The organism is Sphingomonas sp. BE138 (assembly GCF_031456125.1).
Taxonomy (GTDB): Bacteria; Pseudomonadota; Alphaproteobacteria; order Sphingomonadales; family Sphingomonadaceae; genus Sphingomonas.
The window spans coordinates 1-20,802 of record NZ_JAVDUC010000030.1 but is presented as its reverse complement, the minus strand read 5'-3'; the positions used below and the strand labels follow the sequence as shown (position 1 = coordinate 20,802).

The window sequence follows — 20,802 nt, the reverse complement described above, 5'->3', positions numbered from 1 at the left end:
CGATAATATATCTTATGTAAAATGAGGTTTTCTCTGAGCGCGCCAATGAGTGAACAGATCGCGACGCCGTTCCCATCAGATTGCACGCTACATGCTTGTGCGGTAGCACCAATTTGAGCGAACAGCGCACTGCTGGCGTGGTCCTGGGCTAAGCCGCATGAACAATCGAGAGACGGAACTCACGTCAATTGCACTGGCGCGTCAAGCGCTGAATGTTTTGGACGATAACGGAAACGGATCAAGCCTGTTTGCCTGCAAGCTGGCGGAAGCGCTGGACCATGCCGAAGCCGATCGTGTCGGCGATCAAGTGCTAACACAGGACGTGAGCGCCGGTGCCAGCGGCTCAGCTCTTTTTAGGGTTGATGCTCATTCTCGTGAGTTGGTCGCTTCGGACGGGTCCCGTCTCGTGATCAACCCTGAAGCTATCGTGCAGGTTCGGGGGGTCGAGGCCACGACCACTGTGTCGCTGGTTGACGGCTCCGAGGTACGGATCAGCGGTGATCTTGCGCAAGTGGCGCCGGCTTTGGGCTTGCCATCTGTCGCCCTATCCCAATCCGTTGATTACGTCTCCGCGAGTACCGCACGTCACCAGTTGCGCAACCTCCTTGCGATCGTCTCCGCGATAACAAATCAAGTTCTCGACGAGGATCGACCCTTGATCGACAAGGCTCGGGATCTCGCCGCGCGGACTGCGATGCTGAGCAGCATCGGCGATCTTCTCCTGCAGCCGCAATCGCATTCTACGGATCTGCAGGTCCTTGTGTCTCGCCTCATGAACGTTGTCGGTGACAAGCGCTGCAAGGTAACTGGTCCATCAGTGCTGGTCGGTCCTGGCGCCGCGGTGACGCTTGGCCTGGCGCTTCACGAGCTGCACGTTCACTCATTCAGGACCGGGGCCTTGAGCAGCAGGAATGGCTACGTCGAGATCAGCTGGAGCGCCAACGATGTCGAGGCGTCTTACTTATGGCTGCAATGGGCCGATCGCGACGGACCGCAGATGAGGGCACCACTTTCAGCTTGGAGCGACCGATTGCTAAGCGTGGCAACGCCGCGTCGTCTCGGTGGGCAATGCGGGATACAGGAGCTACCGTCCGGCCTCGTCTGGTCCCTCCATGCGCCACTAGAGCGCCTCGCCACCTGAAAGTCTGATTTGTTAGTGGCGTTCCTTCGATGCCTGGCTCGTCTGCTCCAGGAGCGCCTCAACTGCCGCGCTGCTGATCCGCTCCGCTGTCTTGAGCGCTGCGGCAGGCTTGAGGCTCACATTGACTGCGTCCGGACCGCTCACGTCGACGACGCCGTTGTTCGCGGTTGCTGCCGAGGCCTCATCATGGACCTCTTTCATCTCAATTCTCCTTTCCGCAACGATCAACGCTGGCAGGAGCACTCAGGTCCAAGAGCGGCCACGATCGGTCACGTTTGCCTGATTGCGGGGTCTACTCGTTCCCCGTCATCAAGGTTGACGTAAGGGATAGCTCTGGCCGAAGGCGATCTGGAGTAACCACCACAGTGGTCCCCGGACCCGCTGCATCCAGCACGCGGGCGCTAAAGTCGGGATCGACCCCGATCACGTCCGGCCCGAGATCGGGTACGACGGCCCTCCCCGAGCCTGGCAGGTCGAGGCGCAGCCAACGGCCGTCGACCTGCCGCTGGTAAGCGACCGGGCCTGTGACGTTGCCCGTCAACGTCACGGGCGCCGCCCCAATCTCCTTTCCGTCGCGAATGACCCGCACCTCACGATCAGTCGTGCTCACTACGACCGAAAGGGCAGCGGCACCTCTCTTCTCCGCCTTCCAGAGGGTAGGCTCGATCCGATCAGGCAGGAGCGGCGCCGCTTCCGTAGCCGCCATCACCGGCATCGTATCAAGCCGCGTGACGACCACCATCATGCCCAGTCGGCTTTCGGCGAAGAGCAAGCGCGCGAACGCCTCCGGCAGGCGGATGCAGCCGTGGGAGGCCGGATAGCCAGGAAGAGCGCCGCCGTGCAGCGCGATGCCGTCCCAGGTCAGGCGTTGCATGAACGGCATGGGCGCGTTGTTGTACAAGTTGGAGCGGTGGTCCGCTTCCTTCTGCAGGATTGTATAGACGCCCGGCGGTGTCTCGTGCCCGGGCCGACCGGACGACACCGTGGTGATGCCGATCGGTATGCCGTTGCGGTACACCGTCGCTCGCTGCGTCCTGAGGTTCACGACCATGATCATGGGACCGCTGGGTGCAACCTGCGGGGCCCAGAGATACTGGCCCGGTCGAAGCCGCGCCGCAGCTTGCGCCACGGTGCCGGCGGTCAGCGCAGGCGCTTCCGGCACGGACGCGAGCATAAGAAGGAAGGCAATAGACAACATGGAATGGACCATCGACCGAAGCCGGGTCGTGGCCTATCCGTATCTTCCCTCAGTCTACCGCGAAATCACCCCGTGCCGCGTGGGCGATCGCTCAGCGTGAGAGCGCGCCGAGCAGTTCGTGTCGGCGGAGCGGCTTTTCGAGAACAGCATTGAAACCGCTCGCGAGCGCCGCATCCTTCAGCCCGGCGCTGGGGTGTCCGGTGACCAGAACGGCTCGTCCGCACCAGCCACGTCGCTGCAGCGCCCGGAGAACGCCGATCCCATCCCCATCAGGCAGCTGGTAGTCCGCCACCAGCAGGCCTACGGAGGCGAGGTCGTCGCCCGCAACGCTCGCCTGCGCCGTGCCGTAGGCGCGCACGTCATACCCGCGCCAGTGCAGCAGCAGCTGTAACGATCGGCGGACGGCCTGGTCGTCCTCAACGATGACGGCGAGCGCTCGGGGGTTCTGTTCCATCGAGCCACCCTGCCCTCGTTATGGCGACAACGCTCTACGTAGATGTACGAGCTTCCCCTCCGAGGCCGGCCGCGAAGGCAAGCCGAAGCGCCTCGGACAAGCTGTGAACACCGAGCTTGGTCATGAGATTGGCCCGGTGCACCTCGACCGTCCTGGGCGAAATGCCGAGATCGAAGGCGATAGTTTTATTCGGCAGACCATCGGCAAGCCCGCGCAGAACGTCCTGCTCGCGGGGCGTCAGCGCGGCGATGCGCGTGGCAGCCTCCTGCGCCGAGGCAGCGGCCGCATCATGCCGGTCGAAGATCGCGAAACCGGCGGCGAGTGCGCGCAGCAGCGACGCCTTGTCGAACGGCTTTTCCAGAAAGTCGACAGCGCCCGCCTTCATCGCCTGAACGGCGATAGGCACGTCGCCATGTCCGGTCAGGATCACCACCGGCCAGCCGACGCCGCGCTGCGCCATCTGCTGCTGGACCTCAAGCCCGTCGATCTCGGGCATGCGGACGTCGAGCAGCACGCACCCAGGCTCCGCCGCTTTGACCTCCTTGAGGAAGGCTACGCCCGAGGCATGGCTCTGCACGTCGAAGCCCGAGGTGCGGAGCAGAAAGCCGACCGAGCGGCGGACGGCATCCTCATCATCGACAACATGGACGAGCCGGCGCTCGCTCATACCTCGTCCCCTTCCGACGCAGCCGGTAGCGTAAAGTAGAAGGCCGCGCCCTTGTCCGTGCCGGGCTCCGCCCAGATGCGTCCGCCATGCGCCTCCACGATGGTCCGGCAGATGGACAGGCCCAGGCCCATGCCGTCCTGCTTGCTCGACGTGAAGGCCTGAAAGAGCCGTGGTGCGATTGCTGGATCCAACCCCGGGCCTGTGTCCGTGATCCCGATACGCACATGAGCGCCGTCGCGGATCGTGGACGTCGTGATGTCGCTGACCTCGCCGTTGCCCAGCGCCTCCACCGCATTGCGGAGCAGATTGACGAGCACCTGCTGGATCTGGACGCGGTCTGCGAGCACATGACTGGCCGCCGGGTCGAGCGACACGAAACTGCGCACGCCGCGCTCGCGCGCGCCGGTAAGCCCGAGCCGGATCGCATCCTCAATGAGGGACGGTACAGGCTCGATGCGACGCTCGGTCTCGCCGCGGGCTACGAACTCGCGCAGCCGCCGCACGATGCGGCCGGCGCGGAGCGCCTCGTTGGCGGACTCGCCGACCGCCTCGGCCAGAAGCTCTCTGGGCGCATCCTCCGCGTCCAGCAGGTCACGCGCCGCCTCCAGGTAATTGGCGATCGCGGTCAGCGGCTGGTTCAGCTCGTGCGCGAGTGTCGAGGCCATGGTCCCCATCGCGCTCAACCGTGAAACATGGATCAGCTCGCCCTGCAACTCCTTCAACCGCAACTCGGCGCGTTGCTGGTCCGACAGGTCGCGGATGAAGCCGGTGAAGATCCTGCCGTTGGCGCCGTGAGCCTCCCCGACCGACAGCTCCATCGGGAACTCGGTGCCGTCCTTGCGCTGCCCGACGACGATGCGGCCGATGCCGATGATCCGTCGCTCGCCGGTCTCGAGATAATGACCGATGTAGCGATCGTGCCGCGCCCGGTGGTCGCCGGGCATCAGCAGGCTGACGTTGCGGCCGAGGACCTCTGTTTCCCCGTAGCCGAACAGGCGCTCGGCCGCGGCGCTGAACGACTGGATCAGCCCCCGCTCGTCGATCACGACCATGGCGTCCGGCACAGTCGCGAGCACCGAGCGCATATGCGCCTCGCTCTCGGCCAGCATGTGCTCGGCCGCGCGCCGCCCCGTGACGTCGGCGATCATCAGTCCGTAGCCGCGGAGCTTCTGGCCGTCGAACACGGGCGCGACCGTGATATCGGCGAGGAACTCCGAACCGTCCGCACGCTTGCACCAGTCTTCCAGCCGAACAGTGATGCTTGCGCCGGCTTGTGGCCATCGACCGCTCGCCGCTGGCCAGAAGGCGTCGATACTGCGCCCGACCGCTTCGCTCCTCGGCGTGCCGAGCAGCCGCTCCGCTCCCTCGCCCCAATAGGTCAGCGTTCCGTCGGGCGCCGCCAGCAACAGGGCGCGGTCGGTCACGCTCGCAACGAACAGCGCCAGGTCCTCCGCGGTCGCGGCGGGGGTGGTCTCGGCGTTGATCACTGCGTGTTCTCGATCTCGGATTCCAGCCAGCGGATGCGGCCCACGATGGCGACGAAGAAGGCGGTTGACCAGCCCAGCAGGATGATGCCGTTCGCACTTTCGATGGCGCCGAGCACCCGCCATCCCGGCGCAAGGACCACATCGCCATAGCCGACCGTCGTGTAGGACGCGGTCGAGAAGTAGAGGGCCGCTTCAAGAGAGGGCAACGCTCCGACGAACAGATAGAAGCCGGCATAGAGCCAAATCTCTATGCCATGCAGGACAAAGAGGCCGGTCGCCGCGCCCACGATAGCCAGGCCTTCCCATATCAGCCTCGCATCGGCCGGCCGCCGGCGCCGATGCAGGCGCAGCAGCAGCATCAGCGCGGCGATACCCATCAGGTGAACCGCGCACGTGATGGCGACCAGCATGGTGGCCGCGGCAAGTTCAACGAGGAGCTGCATCGGTGACGGTTGTCACGGGCGACAGCGAGATACTGCCGCCCGCGACGTTCTCGTCCTTCCCTGATCCTTTAGCGGTGGTGGACGAGCAGCAGGGGTACCCGGCACCGCTTCAGCATGCCCTGCGTCGCGCCACCGAAGATCGTCTCCATCGTGCGAGCGTGGCCATAAGCGCCCATGACGACCAGGTCATAGTGACCCATTTCGGCTTCGCACCGGAGCGCGACGTCCACCCGGTCGATGCCGATCGGCTCCCTCTTGATCACGGGTTCGATCCCATGCCGCGAGAGGTAGCGGGCCGCATCCTCGATCGGCGTGTCCATCGACTTGTCGTCGGCATAGTAGAGCGTGACGCAGCGGGCGAGCGACAGGAGCGGCATGGCCGCAGTCAGCGCCGCCTCCGCGTCCGGCGAGCCGTCCCAAGCGACGATCGCGCGACCCCGCACATCGAGCTTGCGAGAAGCCGGAGGTACGGCGAGCACGGGTTTGCCGGTGTGCACCAGCAGATCGCCGATCACGTCCCGCATGCGCGGGAGAAGCTTGCCGTCCTCGTCCGTGCTGAGCACGATCAGGTCCGTCATTCGCGCCCGAGCTTCGATCGTCTGCGACAGAAAGCCGGTCGTCTCTGTCCAGTCGAACGGGACGTCCTCGCGCTCGAGCCGCGCCCGCATCCGGACACCGTGAAGGGTCTCGCTCTCCTGCTCCTCGGCGAGCAGAAGGCCGCCGACGCCCATCGCCACATAGTCGCCCATCACCTCGGGGATGATCGTCAGGTCGAGACAGGTGAGATGCCCGCCCACCGCGCGCGCAACGTCGAGAGCCGACTGGTACCGGGCCTCCTGTCCTTCATCGCCGTGGATCAGCAGCAGGATGTTCTTCATGGGTTCCCTCCTCTAGCCTGGATCGATGCTAGGAGGGCGACCGCGGCGCCAATATCCGCAATGTTCCGGATGTCAGGCCGCGCGCTGGCGAAGGCACGCCTCGTCCTCGACGCGGAAATGCTTCACCGACAAGGTGATCAGGCCTCTGGCCTTGAGCTTGCTCAGCTCGCGGCTGACTGTCTCGAGCGAGAGCCCCAGAAGGTCGCCCATCTGCTGTCGGGTGAGGGGAAACGCGACGTTGTCCTCTGGCGATCGTTCCGCAAACTCGACTAGCAGGCTGGCAACCCGCTCACCGGCCGACTTGCGGCCGAGCAACAGCATCCATCGACGCGCCCTGTCGAGCTCGTCCAGGGCGCGCAGCAGCAGTGCATGCTCGACCTCCGGGTGGGTTGCGGCGAACTGCTCGAAGGCCGGTCGCCCCAAAACGCAAAGCCGGGTCTGTCCGAGCGCTGTGACGGAATAGCTGCTCCGTGTACCGAACGGCCTGCCGACCACGTCCCCCATGCCGGCAAGTCCCAGAATCTGCTCGCGTCCATCGGCGAGCGACGCGGTCAGCTTAAGGACTCCGGACACGACGAAGCCGACGAGCAGCGTGTCGTCATCCTCCCAGACCAGCGTCTCGCCGCGCGCGAGCGTGATCGGGCGGGCGAGCCGGTCGAACTCGCGTGCCGCCTCCGGCGAGAAGTTGCTGCAGAGCGAACGGCTGCGGGCAGCGCAGCCCATGCAACGCGATGAGAGTGTCGACTGAGCGGCGGCCAATTGCATCATACTTCCCTTCCCCACCGCCGATAAGGAGCTGCCGCGCCCTCGGGCATAAGGGATTGTACGAAGGTCCCGGGTTGTCGCAGGTCAAATCGAGACCGGGAGATCAGGGACTAGCCGCGGAGCTCACTTCGAGGAGTCTCCCATGCGCGCCTACCTGACCGCCGCCCTGTTCACCGCGGCATTGCTCACTCCCGGCATGGCCGCGGCGCAGACCGCCGCCGGCGACTGGCTGGTGCGCGTCCGCGGCATCGTGGTGTCGCCGACGGAGAGTTCCGGTGAGGTTTCCGGCCTTCCGGGCAGCCGGGTGGGCGTGACCGACAGCGTGATGCCCGAGGTTGATTTCACCTACATGGCGACCGACCACATCGGCGCGGAGCTGATCGTCGCCACGACGAAGCACAAGGCGACGGGGCGAGGCTCAATCGCCGCCATCGATACGGTTGCGAGTACGTGGGTGCTGCCGCCGACGCTGACCCTGCAATACCATCTCGCGCCCACCGGCAAGATCCGGCCCTATGTGGGCGCCGGCGTCAATTACACGGTCTTCTATGCCGAGAATGCCAGCGACGCACTGGAAGGCGCGCTCGGGTCGACGAAGGTGCGCATGAGCGACAGCGCCGGTTACGCACTGCAGGCGGGCGTCGATGTCGACATCGGGCCTCGCACCTTCCTGAACGTCGACGTCAAGTACATCGACATTGACACCACGGCCCGGCTGACCACCGCCGCGGGGACGAACCGTGTGCGTGTCAGCATCGATCCGCTGGTAATCGGCGTCGGCGTCGGCATGCGCTTCTAACGCCCTTTCTCCGGCCGAACTCAGCGGCCACGCCGGTTCCCCGACGTGGCCGCTTTTTTGCGCCCGAAGATCAGACTGCGCGGCTGAACCGCTGGACGTTGAGCGCCGAGTGCTCGTCGAACGCGCTAGCGACCAGGCGGGCGTAGGGCTTCCCCTCCGGGGTCAGCGCGAGCGTCGCGCCCGAGATCGTCACCAGGCCGCGCAGCACAAGATCTTCCAGCCGATCATGAGCCCTTCGGTCGAGCAGTCCACGAATGCCGAACGTCCGGTGCGCGATGTCCAGGTCCACCTGCCCGTCGCAGAGCAGCCGCTCGATCACCCAGCCGCGCGCACGATCAGTCGGCTGTAGCGTGACGCCTTTGACCCCGGCCAGCCCACCGGAGTTCACCATTTCGACATACCGACCGAGGTGCTTCCCGTTCTGTACGATGACGTTGCCCACCTGACTGATTGCGGAAGCACCGAGGCCGATCAGGGCATCGGCGTCGTCATCCGTGAAACCCTGAAAGTTGCGCCGGAGGCGACCGGCCGCCGCGGCTTCGGCGAGCGGGTCGTCGGGCCTGGCGTAGTGGTCGAAGCCGATTGTGGCAAAACCCTGCTCCTCGAGCATCTCATGAGCCAGCAGCGACTGCGTGAAGCGAGCATGCGCGTTCGGCAGCAGCGTGTCGTCGATCATGCGCTGGCGCGGCAGCATCCGGGGCATGTGCGCGTAGCCGAACATCGCCACACGGGAGGGTGCAAGCAACCGCGTCCGCGCAAGCGTGCATGCGATGTCATCCAGCGTCTGGCCGGGCAGTCCGTACATGAGGTCGAGATTGATGGCGGCAACACCGGCCGCGCGCAGCTCGGCCGCGCGGAGCGCCACCTCCCGGAACGGCTGTACTCGGTTGATCTGCTGCTGGATCCGCAGGGAAAAGGTTTGGGCGCCGAGGCTGGCCCGCGTGATACCGCAGCCGGCCAGCGTGCGGGCATAATCGGCGTCGAGACTACGCGGATCGAGTTCCGCAGCCCATTCGGCGGCAGGGTCGACCCGGAACGATCGCTGAAGCGCCGCGCAGATCCTACTGAACTCGGCTGCCGGCAGGGCATTGGGGCTGCCGCCGCCGAAGTGGACATGGGTGACGCAGCCGCGGACGAGCTGCGCTACCGTTTCAATCTCACTTAGCAGCGCCTCGACGTACCGGGTGACCCGGCTCGCGCGGCCGACGGCACCGGTGTTGCACCCGCAGTACCAGCAGATCGTCTCGCAAAAGGGAACGTGCAGGTAGAGCGAGAGCTTTGCGTCATCGGCCAGCGCTCCCAGCGCTTGCCGTTGTTCGGAAGCTCCCACCTTCCCGCTGAACGAAACTGCGGTTGGATAGCTGGTGTAGCGTGGCACACTCAGCGCGGCGAGGTCAGCATGGTAAGCGGTCATGAGCGTGCGATGACCGGCGACATTTGCCTGCGCCTTGACGATCGTCAAATGTCAGAGCCGCTACGTATAATGCCGGATCAACGCCCTTGCGGTTGGTCAACGGCAGCAGCCGAGTAGCGCGGCACCCCGTAGGCCTCGAGCAAAAGGAGGCGACGATGATCCATCTTCCGAACGACTGGTTTCTGTATCTCGCGGCAGGCGCCATGGGCCTTTTTATGCTGACCATGATGTTCGTGACCGTCAGCGAACGCCGGCATCCCTGATTGGGGCCTGGCCCACAAATGGTGATTGGCCGCGAGCCCTCCATCGGCCGGCGCTCGCGGCAGCAACCTAGTGGGACGCTCCGTCGAGCGCCTGTTCCAGCGTCATTCTTGCGCCCGGCGTGTATCGGCGAGCGCCCAGATACAGGAACGCCAGCTCTTCATAGTCCAGCAAGCGCCGGCAACCATCGAACAGGCAGCGAAGCATGTAGCTGAGCATGTCCGTTCGCGAGTCGTCGACACCCTTCTCTCGGAGCATCTCGCCGACATCCTCCGCGTGCATGCCGATCGCGACCTGCTCAAGAAGGATGCGTCGCAACATACCCGCCCCGACGCGGAGCTGTTCGCCCGCGAACACGCGGTCGAGAAACCTGCTGGTGATCTCGACATGCTTTCTGAAGCGGCTTTGGATCAGGTCGGCGATCGCACTACGCTCGTCATGGTCCGGTGCCTCCAGGAGGCGATCGGCGAGCGCTTCCACCCGGTCGCACATTTCTCTGATGTCGGCATGATCCGACAAAAGAGCTCCAACATCGACCTCGTCGATGACCTTGGACCTGCGCACGAAGGGCAGCACCTGCGAGAAAGGCTGTTCCACGGCAAAGCCTCCAGCTTTCTGGTCACTGCGTCCGGCTGCTATCCTCTTGCGAACGCCGCTGCAGCGCCGCCTGAGCCTGCGCGCGGTACCGACCGTCAGCGAGCATCGCGCACGCCTTGTCCGCGGCCTGGCGCACCCGCTCCAACTGCTCCCCGGCGTAAGAGGCATCCATGTCAGGCACGACGGAGTCGATTCGAATGTGCTCGGCCTGTCCCATACCCAGTCCACGCCAGAGATAGACGTCAAACACCTCTTTCAACGACAGTACCTGCCCCTGCTCGTTGAGCCAGGGGAGCGAGGCGCCTGACGTGCTGAACGACAGAAGTGGCTTTCCTGCGACCACCGACTGCCCGGAAGCAGCCTGCAGATCGCGGAAGGTGTAGCCCGCCCCCAGTACACGCTCGACATAGCCCTTCAGCATGGCCGGCGGCAGGCCGAACCAGATCGGGTAGACGAAGACGACAATGTCGCAGCGCTCCAGATGGGCTAGTTCGGCTGCGACGTCCGCTGCAGGCGACCAGCCGGGTTCAGTCGGACGCTCGCTGGTGCGCAGCACCGGGTCGAACCCCAATGCATAGAGATCGCGGACCTCGACGCTATGGTGGTTGGCTGCAACCGCCTCCCGATAGGCATCGACGATGGCGTGGTCGAACCCTTCAGGCGTCGGGTTGGCGAGCACAACGAGGTGACGGAACATCATGGCTTCACTCCAGTAGCGGTGGCCGGCTCAGGCGGCCTTGCGGCCCCAGTCACGGTTCAGCGCGAGCGCGCCCAGCGTGCAGGCGGCGCCCGACAGCAGGTACGCCCCCACGGCGATCAGCCCGAAGCGGCTGGCGAGGAACAGCGCCGCCAACGGTGCAAAGGCGGCACCGACGAACCAGGCCGCCGTCGCGGTGGTACCTGCACCCGTGTAGCGATGCCGGGGCGAGAAGCTGCCGTTGGTCGCGCCGGACGATTGCCCGAACGACAGCCCGAGCAGGACGAAACCGAGGATCATGTAGGTCCACTCGCCCGCCGGCCCGCGATCAAGGAGCTGCGGTGCGAACCCGCTGTACGCGCCGATCATCGCCGCCGACACGCCCAGCAGCACCCGCCGGCCGATCCGGTCGGCGATGGCCCCTGAAGCCGTGACCGCAAGGAGTCCGACGGCTGCACCCACCATTTCGATGGTCAGGAAGCGGATAGCGCTGCCCCCATTCAGCACCACCCAGGAGAGCGGGAAGACGGTGACGAGGTGAAATAGCGCAAAGCTGGCGAGCGCGGCGAAGGCGCCGAGCACCACGGTGCGCCCCTCCTCCCGGAACATCTGGGTAACGGGCGAGGGCTGCAGCTCTCGGCTTTCGAACAGCTCCTGGAACTCGGGCGTCGAGATGAGCCGAAGCCGGGCGAACAGCGCGACCACGTTGATAACAAAGGCGACGAAGAAGGGATAGCGCCAGCCCCAGTCGAGGAAGTCGCTCATCTTCAACGTGTTGAGCAGGAACGCGAACACGGCCGCGGCCACGAACAGGCCGATCGGTGCGCCGAGCTGCGGGATCATGGCGAACCAGCCGCGGCGGTTGGCCGGTGCGTTCAGCGACAGGAGCGCCGGCAGCCCGTCCCATGTGCCGCCCTGCGCGATCCCCTGCCCGATCCGGAAGAGCGCGAGCAGGGCCGCAGCGATCCAGCCGACCTGCGCATGGCCAGGCAGGAACGCCATGGCCGCGGTCGAGCCGCCCAGCAGGAACATGGCCACCGTCAGCTTGACCCCTCGCCCGTGCCTCCGATCCAGCCACAGGAACGCCATCGCGCCGAACGGGCGCGCGACAAAGGCCAGCGCGAAGATCGCGAAGGAGTAGAGCGTTCCCGTCACCGGGCTCACGTCGGGGAAGATCAGGCTTGGGAACACCAGCACCGACGCGATCGCGTAGACGAAGAAGTCGAAGAACTCGGTCGAGCGGCCGATGATGACGCCGACGGCGATGTCGCCCGGGCGAACGTCGTGCCGTTCGGCATTGATGAGGCTGGCGTCTCGCTCAAGTGCCGTCGAGTTCGCCGGGCCCAGGGTGCTGGCTACCATGCTTCCAAGTCCTTCAATCTGACGTCTTCTCGTAATCTCGGGCGACCGGCGAACCTTTGACTTTTGTCAAAGTCGAGAGGGCGGCGTGCCGGTTAGCGGACGGGCATGCTCAAGACAGGATCCAACCTCATGCGACGCGCTCTGCGCCTGCCACAGCGTCTGGCGATGCTGGCGCTGCCGGCACTGCTCGGCGGCTGCGACATGGTGGTCATGAACCCCACCGGCGACATCGCGGTCCAGCAGCGCGACCTGATCCTGTTCTCTACAGGCGTCATGCTGCTCATCATCGTGCCGGTCATGGTGCTGACCGTGGTGTTCGCGCGCAAGTACCGCCGCGGCAACGCGAACAAGACCTACGATCCGAGCTTCACCCACTCCACCACGCTGGAGCTGGTGATCTGGTCGTGCCCGCTGCTGATCATCATTGCGCTGAGCGCCGTGACCTGGACCAGCACGCACCTGCTCGATCCCTTCCGGCCGCTGGAGCGGATCTCGCCGGGCCGCCCGGTGCCCGCCGGCACCAAGCCGCTCGAGATCCAGGCTGTCGCGCTCGATTGGAAGTGGTTGTTCATCTATCCCGAGCAGGGCATCGCCACGGTGAACGAGCTGGCTCTGCCGGTGGACGTGCCGGTGCGCTTCTCCATCACCTCCAACGATCAGTTCAACACTTTCTACGTGCCGACGCTGGCAGGCATGATTTACGCCATGCCGGGCATGCGCTCCGAGCTGAATGCGGTCCTGAACAAGCCGGGAACGAGCGAGGGCTACTCCGCCAACTATTCCGGCGCAGGTTACTCCAACATGCGCTTCAAGATGCACGGGCAGTCGCCGGCAGACTTCGCACGTTGGGTGGCCGGAGTGAAGGCGCAAGGCGGCTCGCTTCCCACGGAGCGTTTCGTCGCCTTGGCGAAGCCGAGCGAGAAGGTGCCGGTGATGCGCTTCGCCGCCGTGCAGCCGCAGCTGTTCGATCGCATCGTCAACCGCTGCGTCGAGGCAGGCAAGCCGTGCATGATGGACGTGATGACGCGCGACATGGCGCGTGCCGGCGGCAACCCGCACGATCACCGCATGGGCGCCGGCATGCCGCCCGGCCGCGGCGCCGCGCCGATCATGGGTGAAAAGCCCACGCCCGCGCTCCAGAAGGCGCCCGAAGACAAGGGCTCAGGCCCGAATGTCACCAAGCCGGCGAAGCCCGGGAAGGCTCCAGGCCAGCTGAAGCCGGGCGACCAGCGCAACCGCGACCTTTCCGCCCTTCCCTCCTTCCTCCGCGGCGCCGCTGGCGCCGTGCGGGCCTGACCCCCGCGCGATCGGAACCACGATGAGCGACTCCATCCTCAAGACTATTTTCGGCCGGCTGACGTTTGAATCGTTCCCGATTCACGAGCCCATTCTGTTCGGCACCTTCATCGTCGTGTCGCTGCTGGGGCTCGGCATCGTCGGTGTGGTCACGCGCTATCGCCTGTGGGGCTATCTCTGGTCCGAATGGTTCACGAGCGTCGACCACAAGAAGGTCGGCATCATGTACATCATCCTAGGCATCGTCATGCTGCTGCGTGGCTTCGCCGACGCGCTGATGATGCGCGCGCAGCAGGCGATCGCGTTCGGCGCGAACGAGGGATACCTCCCGCCGCACCATTATGATCAGATCTTCACCGCGCACGGAACGATCATGATCTTCTTCGTGGCGATCCCGCTAGTGGTGGGCATCATCAACTACGTCATGCCGCTCCAGATCGGCGCGCGCGACGTGGCCTTCCCGTTCCTCAACAATCTTAGCTTCTGGCTCACGGTCGCGGGCGCGGTGCTGGTGATGATCTCGCTGTTCGTTGGCGAGTTCGCGCGCACCGGCTGGCTGTCCTATGCGCCGCTCGCCGGGCTGCAGTACAGTCCCGATACCGGCGTCGACTACTATCTCTGGGCGCTCCAGATCGCGGGCGTCGGAACGACGCTCAGCGCCATCAACATGGTCGCCACCGTCGTGAAGATGCGCGCGCCGGGCATGACCATGATGAAAATGCCGGTGTTCGTCTGGACCGCGCTCTGCTCCAACGTGCTGGCGATCGCGATCTTCCCGGCGCTCACCGCCGCCTTCTTCCTGCTGATGCTCGATCGCTACATCGGCACCGCGTTCTTCACCAACGACCTTGGCGGCGCGCCGATGATGTATTGGAACATGGTTTGGATCTGGGGCCACCCGGAGGTATACGTTCTGATCCTGCCGGCGTTCGGCATGTATTCCGAGATCACCTCCACCTTCTCGGGCAAGCCGCTCTTCGGCTACTCGTCAATGGTCTATGCCACGGTGGTCATCACCATCCTGTCGTACCTGGTCTGGCTGCACCACTTCTTCACCATGGGCGCGGGCCCCAGCGTCAACAGCTTCTTCGGGATCGCCACCATGGTGATCTCGATCCCGACGGGCGCCAAGGTCTTCAACTGGCTGTTCACCATGTACAAGGGAGACGTCCGCTTCGAGCTGCCGATGATGTGGGTGGTCGCCTTCATGCTGACCTTCGTCGTCGGCGGCATGACCGGCGTGCTGCTGGCGATCCCGCCCGCCGACTTCGTCTTCCACAACTCGCTGTTCCTGGTCGCGCACTTCCACAACACGATCATCGGCGGCGTGGTATTCGGCCTGTTCGCGGCGATGGTGTACTGGTTCCCCAAGGCGTTCGGCTTCAAGCTCGACGAGTTCTGGGGCAAGGTCGCCTTCTGGGGCTGGGTGATCGGTTACTGGGTCGCCTGGACGCCGATCTACATTGTCGGCCTGATGGGCGAGCCGCGCCGGGTCAACCACTTCGACGACCCCAGTATCCAGCCCTACTTCGTGATCGCGGCGATCGGCGCGCTCATCATCCTGGTCGGCATCCTCGGCTTCGTCATGAGCATCCTCGTCGGGTTCCTGAAGCGCGAGCAGCTCCGCGACACGACCGGCGATCCGTGGAACGGCCGGACGTTGGAATGGTCGACCAGCTCGCCTCCGCCGGCCTACAACTTCGCGATCACGCCGGTGGTCCACGCGCTCGACGCCTGGCACGACATGAAGGCACGCGGGTACGAGCGGCCCCGTGACGGCTTCCGGCCGGTCCACATGCCGCGCAACACTGGCACGGGCGTCATCCTCTCCGGCCTCGCTCTGGCGCTCGGCTTCGGCATGGTCTGGTACATGTGGTGGCTCGCCGCGCTCAGCTTCGCCGGCCTGCTGGCGGTCGCCATCGGCCACACCTTCAATCTCAATCGCGATTACTTCATCCCCGCGGACGAGGTGTCCCGCACAGAAAGCCAGCGGCAGCAGCTGCTGCTCGGCGCCGGAGCCTGACATGACGGACCACGCACTCGACCCTCGCGCGGCCAGCCCGACCTGGCACCTTGCCGAGCAGGAGGACCATGATCACGGCGGAGGCGGCGCCACGATCCTGGGCTTCTGGATCTACCTGATGAGCGATGCGCTCATCTTCGCCTCGCTGTTCGCGATGTTCGGCGTGGTGAGCACCAGCTATGCCGGCGGTCCGATCCCGCGCGAGATCTTCGACCTTAAGCTCGTCGCGCTCAACACCGCGCTGCTGCTTGCCTCCTCCATCACCTTCGGCGAAGCCATGCCGCACATGGAGGCCGGCCGGGTCGGGCAGACCCGGGCGTGGCTGGCGATCACGGGGCTGCTCGGCCTCGCCTTCCTCGGCATCGAGCTTTACGAGTTCGGGCAGCTGATCGCCGAAGGCGCGAGCCCGCAGCGCAGCGCCTTCCTATCGGCCTTCTTCACGCTGGTGGGCACGCACGGCGCCCACGTCGCGGTAGGCCTGATCTGGCTCACAGTCATGCTGATCCAGCTCGGGCAGCACGGCCTGTCGCTGCCGATGAAGCGGCGGCTGATCTGCCTGTCGATGTTCTGGCACTTCCTGGACATCATCTGGATCGGCGTTTTCACCTTCGTGTACCTGTATGGAGTGATCCGTTGAGCACCGAACCCTACGATCACGCGCTCCACGCGCACGGCGACACGATGGGTCACGGCAGCCGCCGCGGCCACCGGATCGGCTCGCTGCTGGCGATCATCCTCACGGTCGTGCCCTTCTGGCTTGTCATGTCGCAGCAGGGGCCCGCGCCGGGCTGGACCGCCGCGGTGATCTTCGCGCTCGCGCTGGTGCAGATCGTCGTCCATGTCGTCTGCTTCCTGCACCTGGACACCCGCTCCGAGGGCGGTTGGACGCTGCTGGCGTTCCTGTTCACCGCGGTCATCGTGGTGCTGACGATCGGTGGGTCGGTGTGGGTCATGTTCCACCTTAACACCAACATGATGCCGATGCCCGGCGGCATGACCGGCCCGGTTCGCTGAAGCGAGATTGGTGATGGGGCGGTCGCGTCCGGGTAGGCGCAAGCGCACCGCCCTCACGGTCCTGGCCGTGTTCGGTATCGTCCTCTTCAGCGCGCTCGGCATCTGGCAGGTCGAGCGCCGAAGCTGGAAGCTGGCGCTGATCGAAGCGGTGGACGCGCGCGTGCAGGCATCGCCCGTGTCTGCGCCGCCTCCGGCCGTTTGGCCATCGATCGAACGTGAGCGCCACGCCTATCTGCACGTCGTCGCGGGCGGTCGCTTCCTCCACGACCGCGAGACGCTGGTGCGGGCGGTGACGGACCTGGGCACGGGCTTCTGGGTGCTCACGCCGCTAGGCACCGACACCGGCTTCGTCGTGCTCGTCAACCGGGGCTATGTCCCCCCGGAGCGTGCGGTGCAGGCCACCCGGGCTCGCAACCTCCCGGCGCACGCGACCGTCACGGGTCTGCTCAGGACGTCGGAGCCTGGTGGTGCCTTTCTCCGCCGCAATGATCCCGGGGCAGATCGCTGGTTCTCCCGCGATGTCCAGGCGATCGCGGCTGCGCGCCAGCTCGTTCGCGTGGCGCCATACTTTATCGATGCCGACGCCGATGCCCGGCCGAAGCACGCTTGGCCGCGCGCCGGGCTTACCGTCATCCGCTTCCAGAACAATCACCTCGTCTATGCGCTGACCTGGTTCGGGCTTGCCGGCCTGTGCCTCGTCGCCTTGGTGATCGTACGACGGACCCGCGCCTGAGATCGGCGACCAAGGGGCGGGTCAGCCGGTTCGCCGCCTCCGTAACATCCCCAATGCCGCGCCATCTCTGTTTGGGCGAGATACTTCGCGCACAACGGAGATCGACGATGGACAAGACGATGAGGGCCGCGGTCGTGCGCGGATTCGGCGAGCCGCTGGTGATTGAGGAAGTGGCCGTCCCCCGCCCCGGCCCCGGGCAGATTCTGGTGCAGGTCGCGGCCTGCGGAGTCTGTCACACCGATCTCCACGCTGCCGATGGCGATTGGCCGGTCAAGCCGGCGCCGCCGTTCATCCCGGGTCACGAGGGTGTCGGAACCGTCGTCGGCACCGGGTCCGGCGTCATCCACGTCAAGGAGGGCGATCGCGTCGGCGTGCCCTGGCTGTACTCCGCATGCGGCCACTGCCCGCATTGCCTGGGCGGCTGGGAAACGCTGTGCGAGAGCCAGCAGAACACCGGCTACTCGGTCAACGGCAGCTTCGCCGACTACGTGGTCGCCGATGCCGGCTATGTCGGGCACCTCCCCGATCGGGTGAGCTTCGCCGAGATTGCGCCGGTGCTATGCGCCGGCGTCACGGTCTACAAGGGACTGAAGGTCACCGACACCAAGCCGGGGGACTGGATGGTCGTGTCCGGCATCGGCGGCCTGGGCCATATGGCGGTCCAATATGCGGTCGCGATGGGCCTGCACGTGATCGCGGTCGATGTGGACGATGCCAAGCTGCGGCTGGCCGAACGGCTCGGGGCCGCGCTGACCGTGAACGCGGCTACCAGCGACCCGGTCGCCTTCGTCAAGCGGGCGATCGGCGGCGCGCATGGCGTGCTCGTAACCGCGGTCTCTACCACCGCCTTCGCACAGGGGCTTGGGATGGTGCGTCGGGGCGGGACCATGTCGCTGACCGGCCTGCCACCGGGCGACTTCCCGCTGTCGATCTTCGACACGGTGCTGAACGGCATCACCGTGCGCGGCTCCATCGTGGGAACCCGCCTCGACCTGCAGGAAGCGCTCGACTTCGCTGCACTCGGCAAGGTCCGCGCGACGGTCGAAACAGCGCCGTTGGAGCGCATCAACGACGTTTTCGATCGCATGCGGACAGGGTCGATCGAAGGACGCGTGGTGCTGGACATCAATGCCCAGGCGGCACCGCTGCAAGAGACCGACCTGGCGACCGCCGCCTGACCTGGGGAGAAAGCCGATGATCAAGGACATCTTGGCCATCGTCGATGACGGCGATCACGCACAAACCTTCCTGAAGACGGTTGCCGAGCTCGCGGCGGCTCGTGAAGCGACGCTGGAGGTCGCCGCGCTCACGCCCGCTCCGACAGCCTCGCCAGGGACCGCGCCGTTCGGAACGCTATACGTTCCTGAGTGGGTGTTGATGGGCGACGATCAGGCCAATGTCGAACGGGTGCGCGCTCATCTCGCCGCCGCCGGGTCATCGGCCGAGATCTTCGGCCTGCATGACGACATCGGCTGGCTTGCCGGCAATCTCAAACGAAGGCGGCAGGTGGCCGACCTGATCGCGATCGGCGCGCGCGAGACCTGGGCGAACCCGTGGCTGCGCAGACGCGTCGCAGAGACGCTCATCCGGGCCAGCGGAACCCCGCTGCTGATCCTGCCTGAAGAGCAGACGCTCAAACCTGTCCGTCGCGCAGTGCTCGGGTGGAAGGCCGGACCTGAGGCAACCCGTGCCATGCACACGCTGGTGCAGTTGGCTGACCCGGGCGCGCTGATCGATGTCGTGACGGTCGGCACGTCCCTGCACGCTTGCGAGGGCGAGCAGGAGGCGCACGCCGAAGTCAAACGACACCTGCTCCGGCACGGTTTCGACGCTCAGGGGCACTGGGTCGTCAACGACGACAAGAGCGAGGCGGAGACGCTGACTCTCTATGCGCAAGAAATCGGTGCCGATCTGATCGCGATCGGCGGGTTCGCTCATTCCCGCATCCGCGAGATCCTGCTCGGTGGGGTCACCGGCGACCTGCTCGAGCGCACCGAGACGCCGCTCGTGGTTGTTGGTTAGAGACACTTCCTCGCGTCGACAATGAGGCACAAACTGGCGCGACGACGTCTTCGCCCGAGGCGCGATTAACATTCGTTAAGCACTTTATCCTAACACTCTCGCATGCCGAACGTGACCCTCTTGCAAATACTGAGGAAGGAGCTTGCGCAAGCGTCACTTCTCGCCATCGCCTATTTCATCGCAGCCTATGTAGCTGTCACCTACACGCGCGTGGGAGGCGGCGTTGCCCTTCTATGGTTCGCCACGCCGTTGCTGGCGGTCGATCTCCGTTATCGTCCGGAGCGCTCCTGGACGCTGAGGCTGGTGGGCTGTGCAATCGCAAGCGCCCTCGCGACCACCATCCACGGACTTGGCTTGCAGGTGGCCCTTCCATTCGCCCTGCTCGGCGTTGCGGAAGGGGCTGCGATCGCCTGGCTCATGCGGCGGGTCGAGCCGACGCCTCGTCACCTCACGTCCCTGCGCGAACTCGGCCTTTTGCTCCTGGTCGCTGGGCTCGCGGTCCCGGCCGCGACCGCGCTACCGGCAGGTCTTCTTGCGCATGGGGCCGCAGACCTTCCTGTTTGGCGCAACGCGTTCAACTGGTTCGTCGCCCATTCGCTGGGCACACTGACGGTCATGCCGATCGTCAAGCTGGTAATCGGCGGGGACGTCACGGCGTGGAGCAAGGCAGTGCGCCGGAGAGAGCTTTATGAGCTCGCGGCCCTAACCACGCTGCACGTCACGGTTGCGGTGCTCGTCTTCGCTCAGACGCAGCTGCCGCTCCTGTTCGTGCCGCTGCTTCCGTTGATGCTGATGGTCTTCCGGTTCGGCCGATTAGGCGCCGCCTTGGCGCTACTATTGCTGACGATCATCGGCTCGGTATGCACTGCTCGCGGGCTGGGACCTGTTGCGATGCCGGAGCTGAGTGCGGGCGGCAGAATCCAGCTTATCGAACTCTACCTTGCCGTCGCGACGCTGATGGCGCTTCCCGCGGCGACGGAGCTGAAGCGGCGGAAGATCCTTTTTTCGGAGGTGCAGGAGCAAGCCGCCCTTCACAAAATCATTACCGACCGCAGTGGCGACATCATCATGGCGGTCACTGCAGACGGCCGGATCAGCTTCGTATCTCCATCGCTGATGAAGATCGCCGGCTTTGCGCCCGAAGCAGTAGTCGGCAAACTTGCGCGTGAGATCGTCTCTCCTGAGGACGTGGAGCAGATCGTCGACGCGCACCGGCGCGCTATGCTTTCGCCGGACCAGACCATCATTTTCGAGTTCCGGGCGATGAAGGCGTCGGGAGAGATGGCATGGTTCGAAAGCCATGCCTGCGCCATTTCGGACGAGCATGGCCAGGCGAGCGGAACCGTGAACGTGGTGCGGGAGGTCTCGCGCCGCAAGGCGGTCGAGCTCGACCTCGCCCGCGCCGCTGCGACAGACGCGCTAACCGGTCTTCCAAATCGCCGTGGCCTAGAGATCGCTAGGGAGCGGCTCGCGCAGGCAGGCAAACCTGGGCAGCAGTTCCTCGCCCTCTTCGACATAGATCGCTTCAAGGCGGTGAACGACACGTTCGGT

Annotated in this window: 22 protein-coding genes; 10 read left to right on the top strand and 12 right to left on the bottom strand. The window is 65.4% G+C overall.

Features of this window, described 5'->3' with window-relative positions:
- Positions 1–157 precede the first annotated feature (157 nt).
- A complete protein-coding gene (locus tag J2Y58_RS19130) occupies positions 158–1,141 on the top strand; it encodes a sensor histidine kinase (RefSeq protein ID WP_037447203.1) in 984 nt (327 codons plus the stop codon).
- A 12-nt stretch (positions 1,142–1,153) separates the two neighbouring features.
- Here J2Y58_RS19130 and J2Y58_RS19125 read toward each other — a convergent pair whose 3' ends face one another.
- From J2Y58_RS19125 to J2Y58_RS19090, 8 genes are all read right to left on the bottom strand, one after another.
- A complete protein-coding gene (locus J2Y58_RS19125) occupies positions 1,154–1,342 on the bottom strand; it encodes a hypothetical protein (protein WP_037447206.1) in 189 nt (62 codons plus the stop codon).
- A 91-nt stretch (positions 1,343–1,433) separates the two neighbouring features.
- Positions 1,434–2,339: a L,D-transpeptidase family protein gene (locus J2Y58_RS19120; protein WP_164523927.1), complete on the bottom strand. Its 906-nt coding sequence runs from the start codon at positions 2,337–2,339 to the stop codon at positions 1,434–1,436.
- A 91-nt stretch (positions 2,340–2,430) separates the two neighbouring features.
- Entirely contained in the window at positions 2,431–2,793 is a 363-nt protein-coding gene (locus J2Y58_RS19115; RefSeq protein ID WP_037447209.1) for a response regulator, read from the bottom strand.
- Between the two features lie 34 nt (positions 2,794–2,827).
- On the bottom strand, positions 2,828–3,460 hold the full coding sequence (locus J2Y58_RS19110; protein ID WP_037447212.1) for a response regulator transcription factor: 633 nt from the start codon (positions 3,458–3,460) through the stop codon (positions 2,828–2,830).
- A complete protein-coding gene (locus J2Y58_RS19105; RefSeq protein WP_310106743.1) occupies positions 3,457–4,884 on the bottom strand; it encodes a PAS domain S-box protein in 1,428 nt (475 codons plus the stop codon). The genes J2Y58_RS19110 and J2Y58_RS19105 overlap by 4 nt, the downstream gene beginning before the upstream one ends.
- A 59-nt stretch (positions 4,885–4,943) precedes the next feature.
- Complete coding sequence (locus J2Y58_RS19100) at positions 4,944–5,390, bottom strand: ion channel (RefSeq protein WP_037447215.1); 447 nt, start codon at positions 5,388–5,390, stop codon at positions 4,944–4,946.
- A 68-nt stretch (positions 5,391–5,458) separates the two neighbouring features.
- Positions 5,459–6,268 carry a universal stress protein gene (locus tag J2Y58_RS19095; protein ID WP_037447218.1) on the bottom strand — a complete coding sequence of 270 codons (810 nt, stop codon included), beginning with the start codon at positions 6,266–6,268 and terminating at the stop codon, positions 5,459–5,461.
- Between the two features lie 72 nt (positions 6,269–6,340).
- Positions 6,341–7,036 carry a Crp/Fnr family transcriptional regulator gene (locus J2Y58_RS19090; protein ID WP_239024935.1) on the bottom strand — a complete coding sequence of 232 codons (696 nt, stop codon included), beginning with the start codon at positions 7,034–7,036 and terminating at the stop codon, positions 6,341–6,343.
- 139 nt (positions 7,037–7,175) lie between these two features.
- Between J2Y58_RS19090 and J2Y58_RS19085 the strand changes: the two genes are divergently transcribed.
- Positions 7,176–7,832: an OmpW family protein gene (locus J2Y58_RS19085; RefSeq protein WP_037447221.1), complete on the top strand. Its 657-nt coding sequence runs from the start codon at positions 7,176–7,178 to the stop codon at positions 7,830–7,832.
- 70 nt (positions 7,833–7,902) lie between these two features.
- Here the strand turns inward: J2Y58_RS19085 and hemN are convergent, their stop codons facing one another.
- The 4 genes from hemN to J2Y58_RS19065 all read right to left on the bottom strand — a co-directional run bounded on the left by hemN (position 7,903) and on the right by J2Y58_RS19065 (position 12,163).
- Positions 7,903–9,294 carry an oxygen-independent coproporphyrinogen III oxidase gene (gene hemN, locus J2Y58_RS19080; protein WP_307724545.1) on the bottom strand — a complete coding sequence of 464 codons (1,392 nt, stop codon included), beginning with the start codon at positions 9,292–9,294 and terminating at the stop codon, positions 7,903–7,905.
- 282 nt (positions 9,295–9,576) lie between these two features.
- Positions 9,577–10,104: a hypothetical protein gene (locus tag J2Y58_RS19075; protein WP_037447224.1), complete on the bottom strand. Its 528-nt coding sequence runs from the start codon at positions 10,102–10,104 to the stop codon at positions 9,577–9,579.
- A 22-nt stretch (positions 10,105–10,126) separates the two neighbouring features.
- Entirely contained in the window at positions 10,127–10,804 is a 678-nt protein-coding gene (locus J2Y58_RS19070) for an NAD(P)H-dependent oxidoreductase (protein WP_051749601.1), read from the bottom strand.
- Between the two features lie 27 nt (positions 10,805–10,831).
- Complete coding sequence (locus tag J2Y58_RS19065) at positions 10,832–12,163, bottom strand: MFS transporter (protein WP_037447225.1); 1,332 nt, start codon at positions 12,161–12,163, stop codon at positions 10,832–10,834.
- Between the two features lie 105 nt (positions 12,164–12,268).
- Here J2Y58_RS19065 and cyoA point away from each other — a divergent pair, with 105 nt between their 5' ends.
- The 8 genes from cyoA to J2Y58_RS19025 all read left to right on the top strand — a co-directional run.
- Positions 12,269–13,459 carry a ubiquinol oxidase subunit II gene (gene cyoA, locus J2Y58_RS19060; RefSeq protein ID WP_310106715.1) on the top strand — a complete coding sequence of 397 codons (1,191 nt, stop codon included), beginning with the start codon at positions 12,269–12,271 and terminating at the stop codon, positions 13,457–13,459.
- A gap of 22 nt (positions 13,460–13,481) precedes the next feature.
- On the top strand, positions 13,482–15,482 hold the full coding sequence (gene cyoB, locus J2Y58_RS19055) for a cytochrome o ubiquinol oxidase subunit I (RefSeq protein WP_037447228.1): 2,001 nt from the start codon (positions 13,482–13,484) through the stop codon (positions 15,480–15,482).
- A 1-nt stretch (position 15,483) separates the two neighbouring features.
- The gene (gene cyoC / locus J2Y58_RS19050; RefSeq protein ID WP_037447231.1) at positions 15,484–16,119 is read left to right on the top strand and encodes a cytochrome o ubiquinol oxidase subunit III; all 636 of its coding nucleotides are present in this window, start codon (positions 15,484–15,486) and stop codon (positions 16,117–16,119) included.
- Positions 16,116–16,496, top strand: a complete 381-nt coding sequence (gene cyoD / locus J2Y58_RS19045; RefSeq protein ID WP_037447234.1) for a cytochrome o ubiquinol oxidase subunit IV — start codon at positions 16,116–16,118, stop codon at positions 16,494–16,496. Before cyoC ends, cyoD begins: the two co-directional genes overlap by 4 nt.
- Before the next feature lie 13 nt (positions 16,497–16,509).
- Positions 16,510–17,229: an SURF1 family protein gene (locus tag J2Y58_RS19040; protein ID WP_310106760.1), complete on the top strand. Its 720-nt coding sequence runs from the start codon at positions 16,510–16,512 to the stop codon at positions 17,227–17,229.
- A 107-nt stretch (positions 17,230–17,336) separates the two neighbouring features.
- The gene (gene adhP / locus J2Y58_RS19035; RefSeq protein WP_037447237.1) at positions 17,337–18,407 is read left to right on the top strand and encodes an alcohol dehydrogenase AdhP; all 1,071 of its coding nucleotides are present in this window, start codon (positions 17,337–17,339) and stop codon (positions 18,405–18,407) included.
- A gap of 16 nt (positions 18,408–18,423) precedes the next feature.
- Entirely contained in the window at positions 18,424–19,251 is an 828-nt protein-coding gene (locus tag J2Y58_RS19030) for a universal stress protein (RefSeq protein ID WP_037447240.1), read from the top strand.
- A 102-nt stretch (positions 19,252–19,353) separates the two neighbouring features.
- Positions 19,354–20,802, top strand: a 1,449-nt coding sequence (locus tag J2Y58_RS19025; RefSeq protein ID WP_310106692.1) for an MASE1 domain-containing protein, incomplete at its 3' end; no start/stop codon positions are given.

What these genes read in the sequence shown, in the direction of transcription:
- J2Y58_RS19130 (WP_037447203.1), top strand. Translation starts at nt 158, where the DNA reads ATGAACAATCGAGAGACGGAACTCACGTCAATTGCACTGGCGCGTCAA.
- J2Y58_RS19125 (WP_037447206.1), bottom strand. Translation starts at nt 1,342, where the DNA reads ATGAAAGAGGTCCATGATGAGGCCTCGGCAGCAACCGCGAACAACGGC.
- J2Y58_RS19120 (WP_164523927.1), bottom strand. Translation starts at nt 2,339, where the DNA reads ATGTTGTCTATTGCCTTCCTTCTTATGCTCGCGTCCGTGCCGGAAGCG.
- J2Y58_RS19115 (WP_037447209.1), bottom strand. Translation starts at nt 2,793, where the DNA reads ATGGAACAGAACCCCCGAGCGCTCGCCGTCATCGTTGAGGACGACCAG.
- J2Y58_RS19110 (WP_037447212.1), bottom strand. Translation starts at nt 3,460, where the DNA reads ATGAGCGAGCGCCGGCTCGTCCATGTTGTCGATGATGAGGATGCCGTC.
- J2Y58_RS19100 (WP_037447215.1), bottom strand. Translation starts at nt 5,390, where the DNA reads ATGCAGCTCCTCGTTGAACTTGCCGCGGCCACCATGCTGGTCGCCATC.
- J2Y58_RS19095 (WP_037447218.1), bottom strand. Translation starts at nt 6,268, where the DNA reads ATGAAGAACATCCTGCTGCTGATCCACGGCGATGAAGGACAGGAGGCC.
- J2Y58_RS19090 (WP_239024935.1), bottom strand. Translation starts at nt 7,036, where the DNA reads ATGATGCAATTGGCCGCCGCTCAGTCGACACTCTCATCGCGTTGCATG.
- J2Y58_RS19085 (WP_037447221.1), top strand. Translation starts at nt 7,176, where the DNA reads ATGCGCGCCTACCTGACCGCCGCCCTGTTCACCGCGGCATTGCTCACT.
- J2Y58_RS19070 (WP_051749601.1), bottom strand. Translation starts at nt 10,804, where the DNA reads ATGATGTTCCGTCACCTCGTTGTGCTCGCCAACCCGACGCCTGAAGGG.
- J2Y58_RS19065 (WP_037447225.1), bottom strand. Translation starts at nt 12,163, where the DNA reads ATGGTAGCCAGCACCCTGGGCCCGGCGAACTCGACGGCACTTGAGCGA.
- cyoA (WP_310106715.1), top strand. Translation starts at nt 12,269, where the DNA reads ATGCTCAAGACAGGATCCAACCTCATGCGACGCGCTCTGCGCCTGCCA.
- cyoB (WP_037447228.1), top strand. Translation starts at nt 13,482, where the DNA reads ATGAGCGACTCCATCCTCAAGACTATTTTCGGCCGGCTGACGTTTGAA.
- cyoC (WP_037447231.1), top strand. Translation starts at nt 15,484, where the DNA reads ATGACGGACCACGCACTCGACCCTCGCGCGGCCAGCCCGACCTGGCAC.
- J2Y58_RS19040 (WP_310106760.1), top strand. Translation starts at nt 16,510, where the DNA reads ATGGGGCGGTCGCGTCCGGGTAGGCGCAAGCGCACCGCCCTCACGGTC.
- adhP (WP_037447237.1), top strand. Translation starts at nt 17,337, where the DNA reads ATGGACAAGACGATGAGGGCCGCGGTCGTGCGCGGATTCGGCGAGCCG.
- J2Y58_RS19030 (WP_037447240.1), top strand. Translation starts at nt 18,424, where the DNA reads ATGATCAAGGACATCTTGGCCATCGTCGATGACGGCGATCACGCACAA.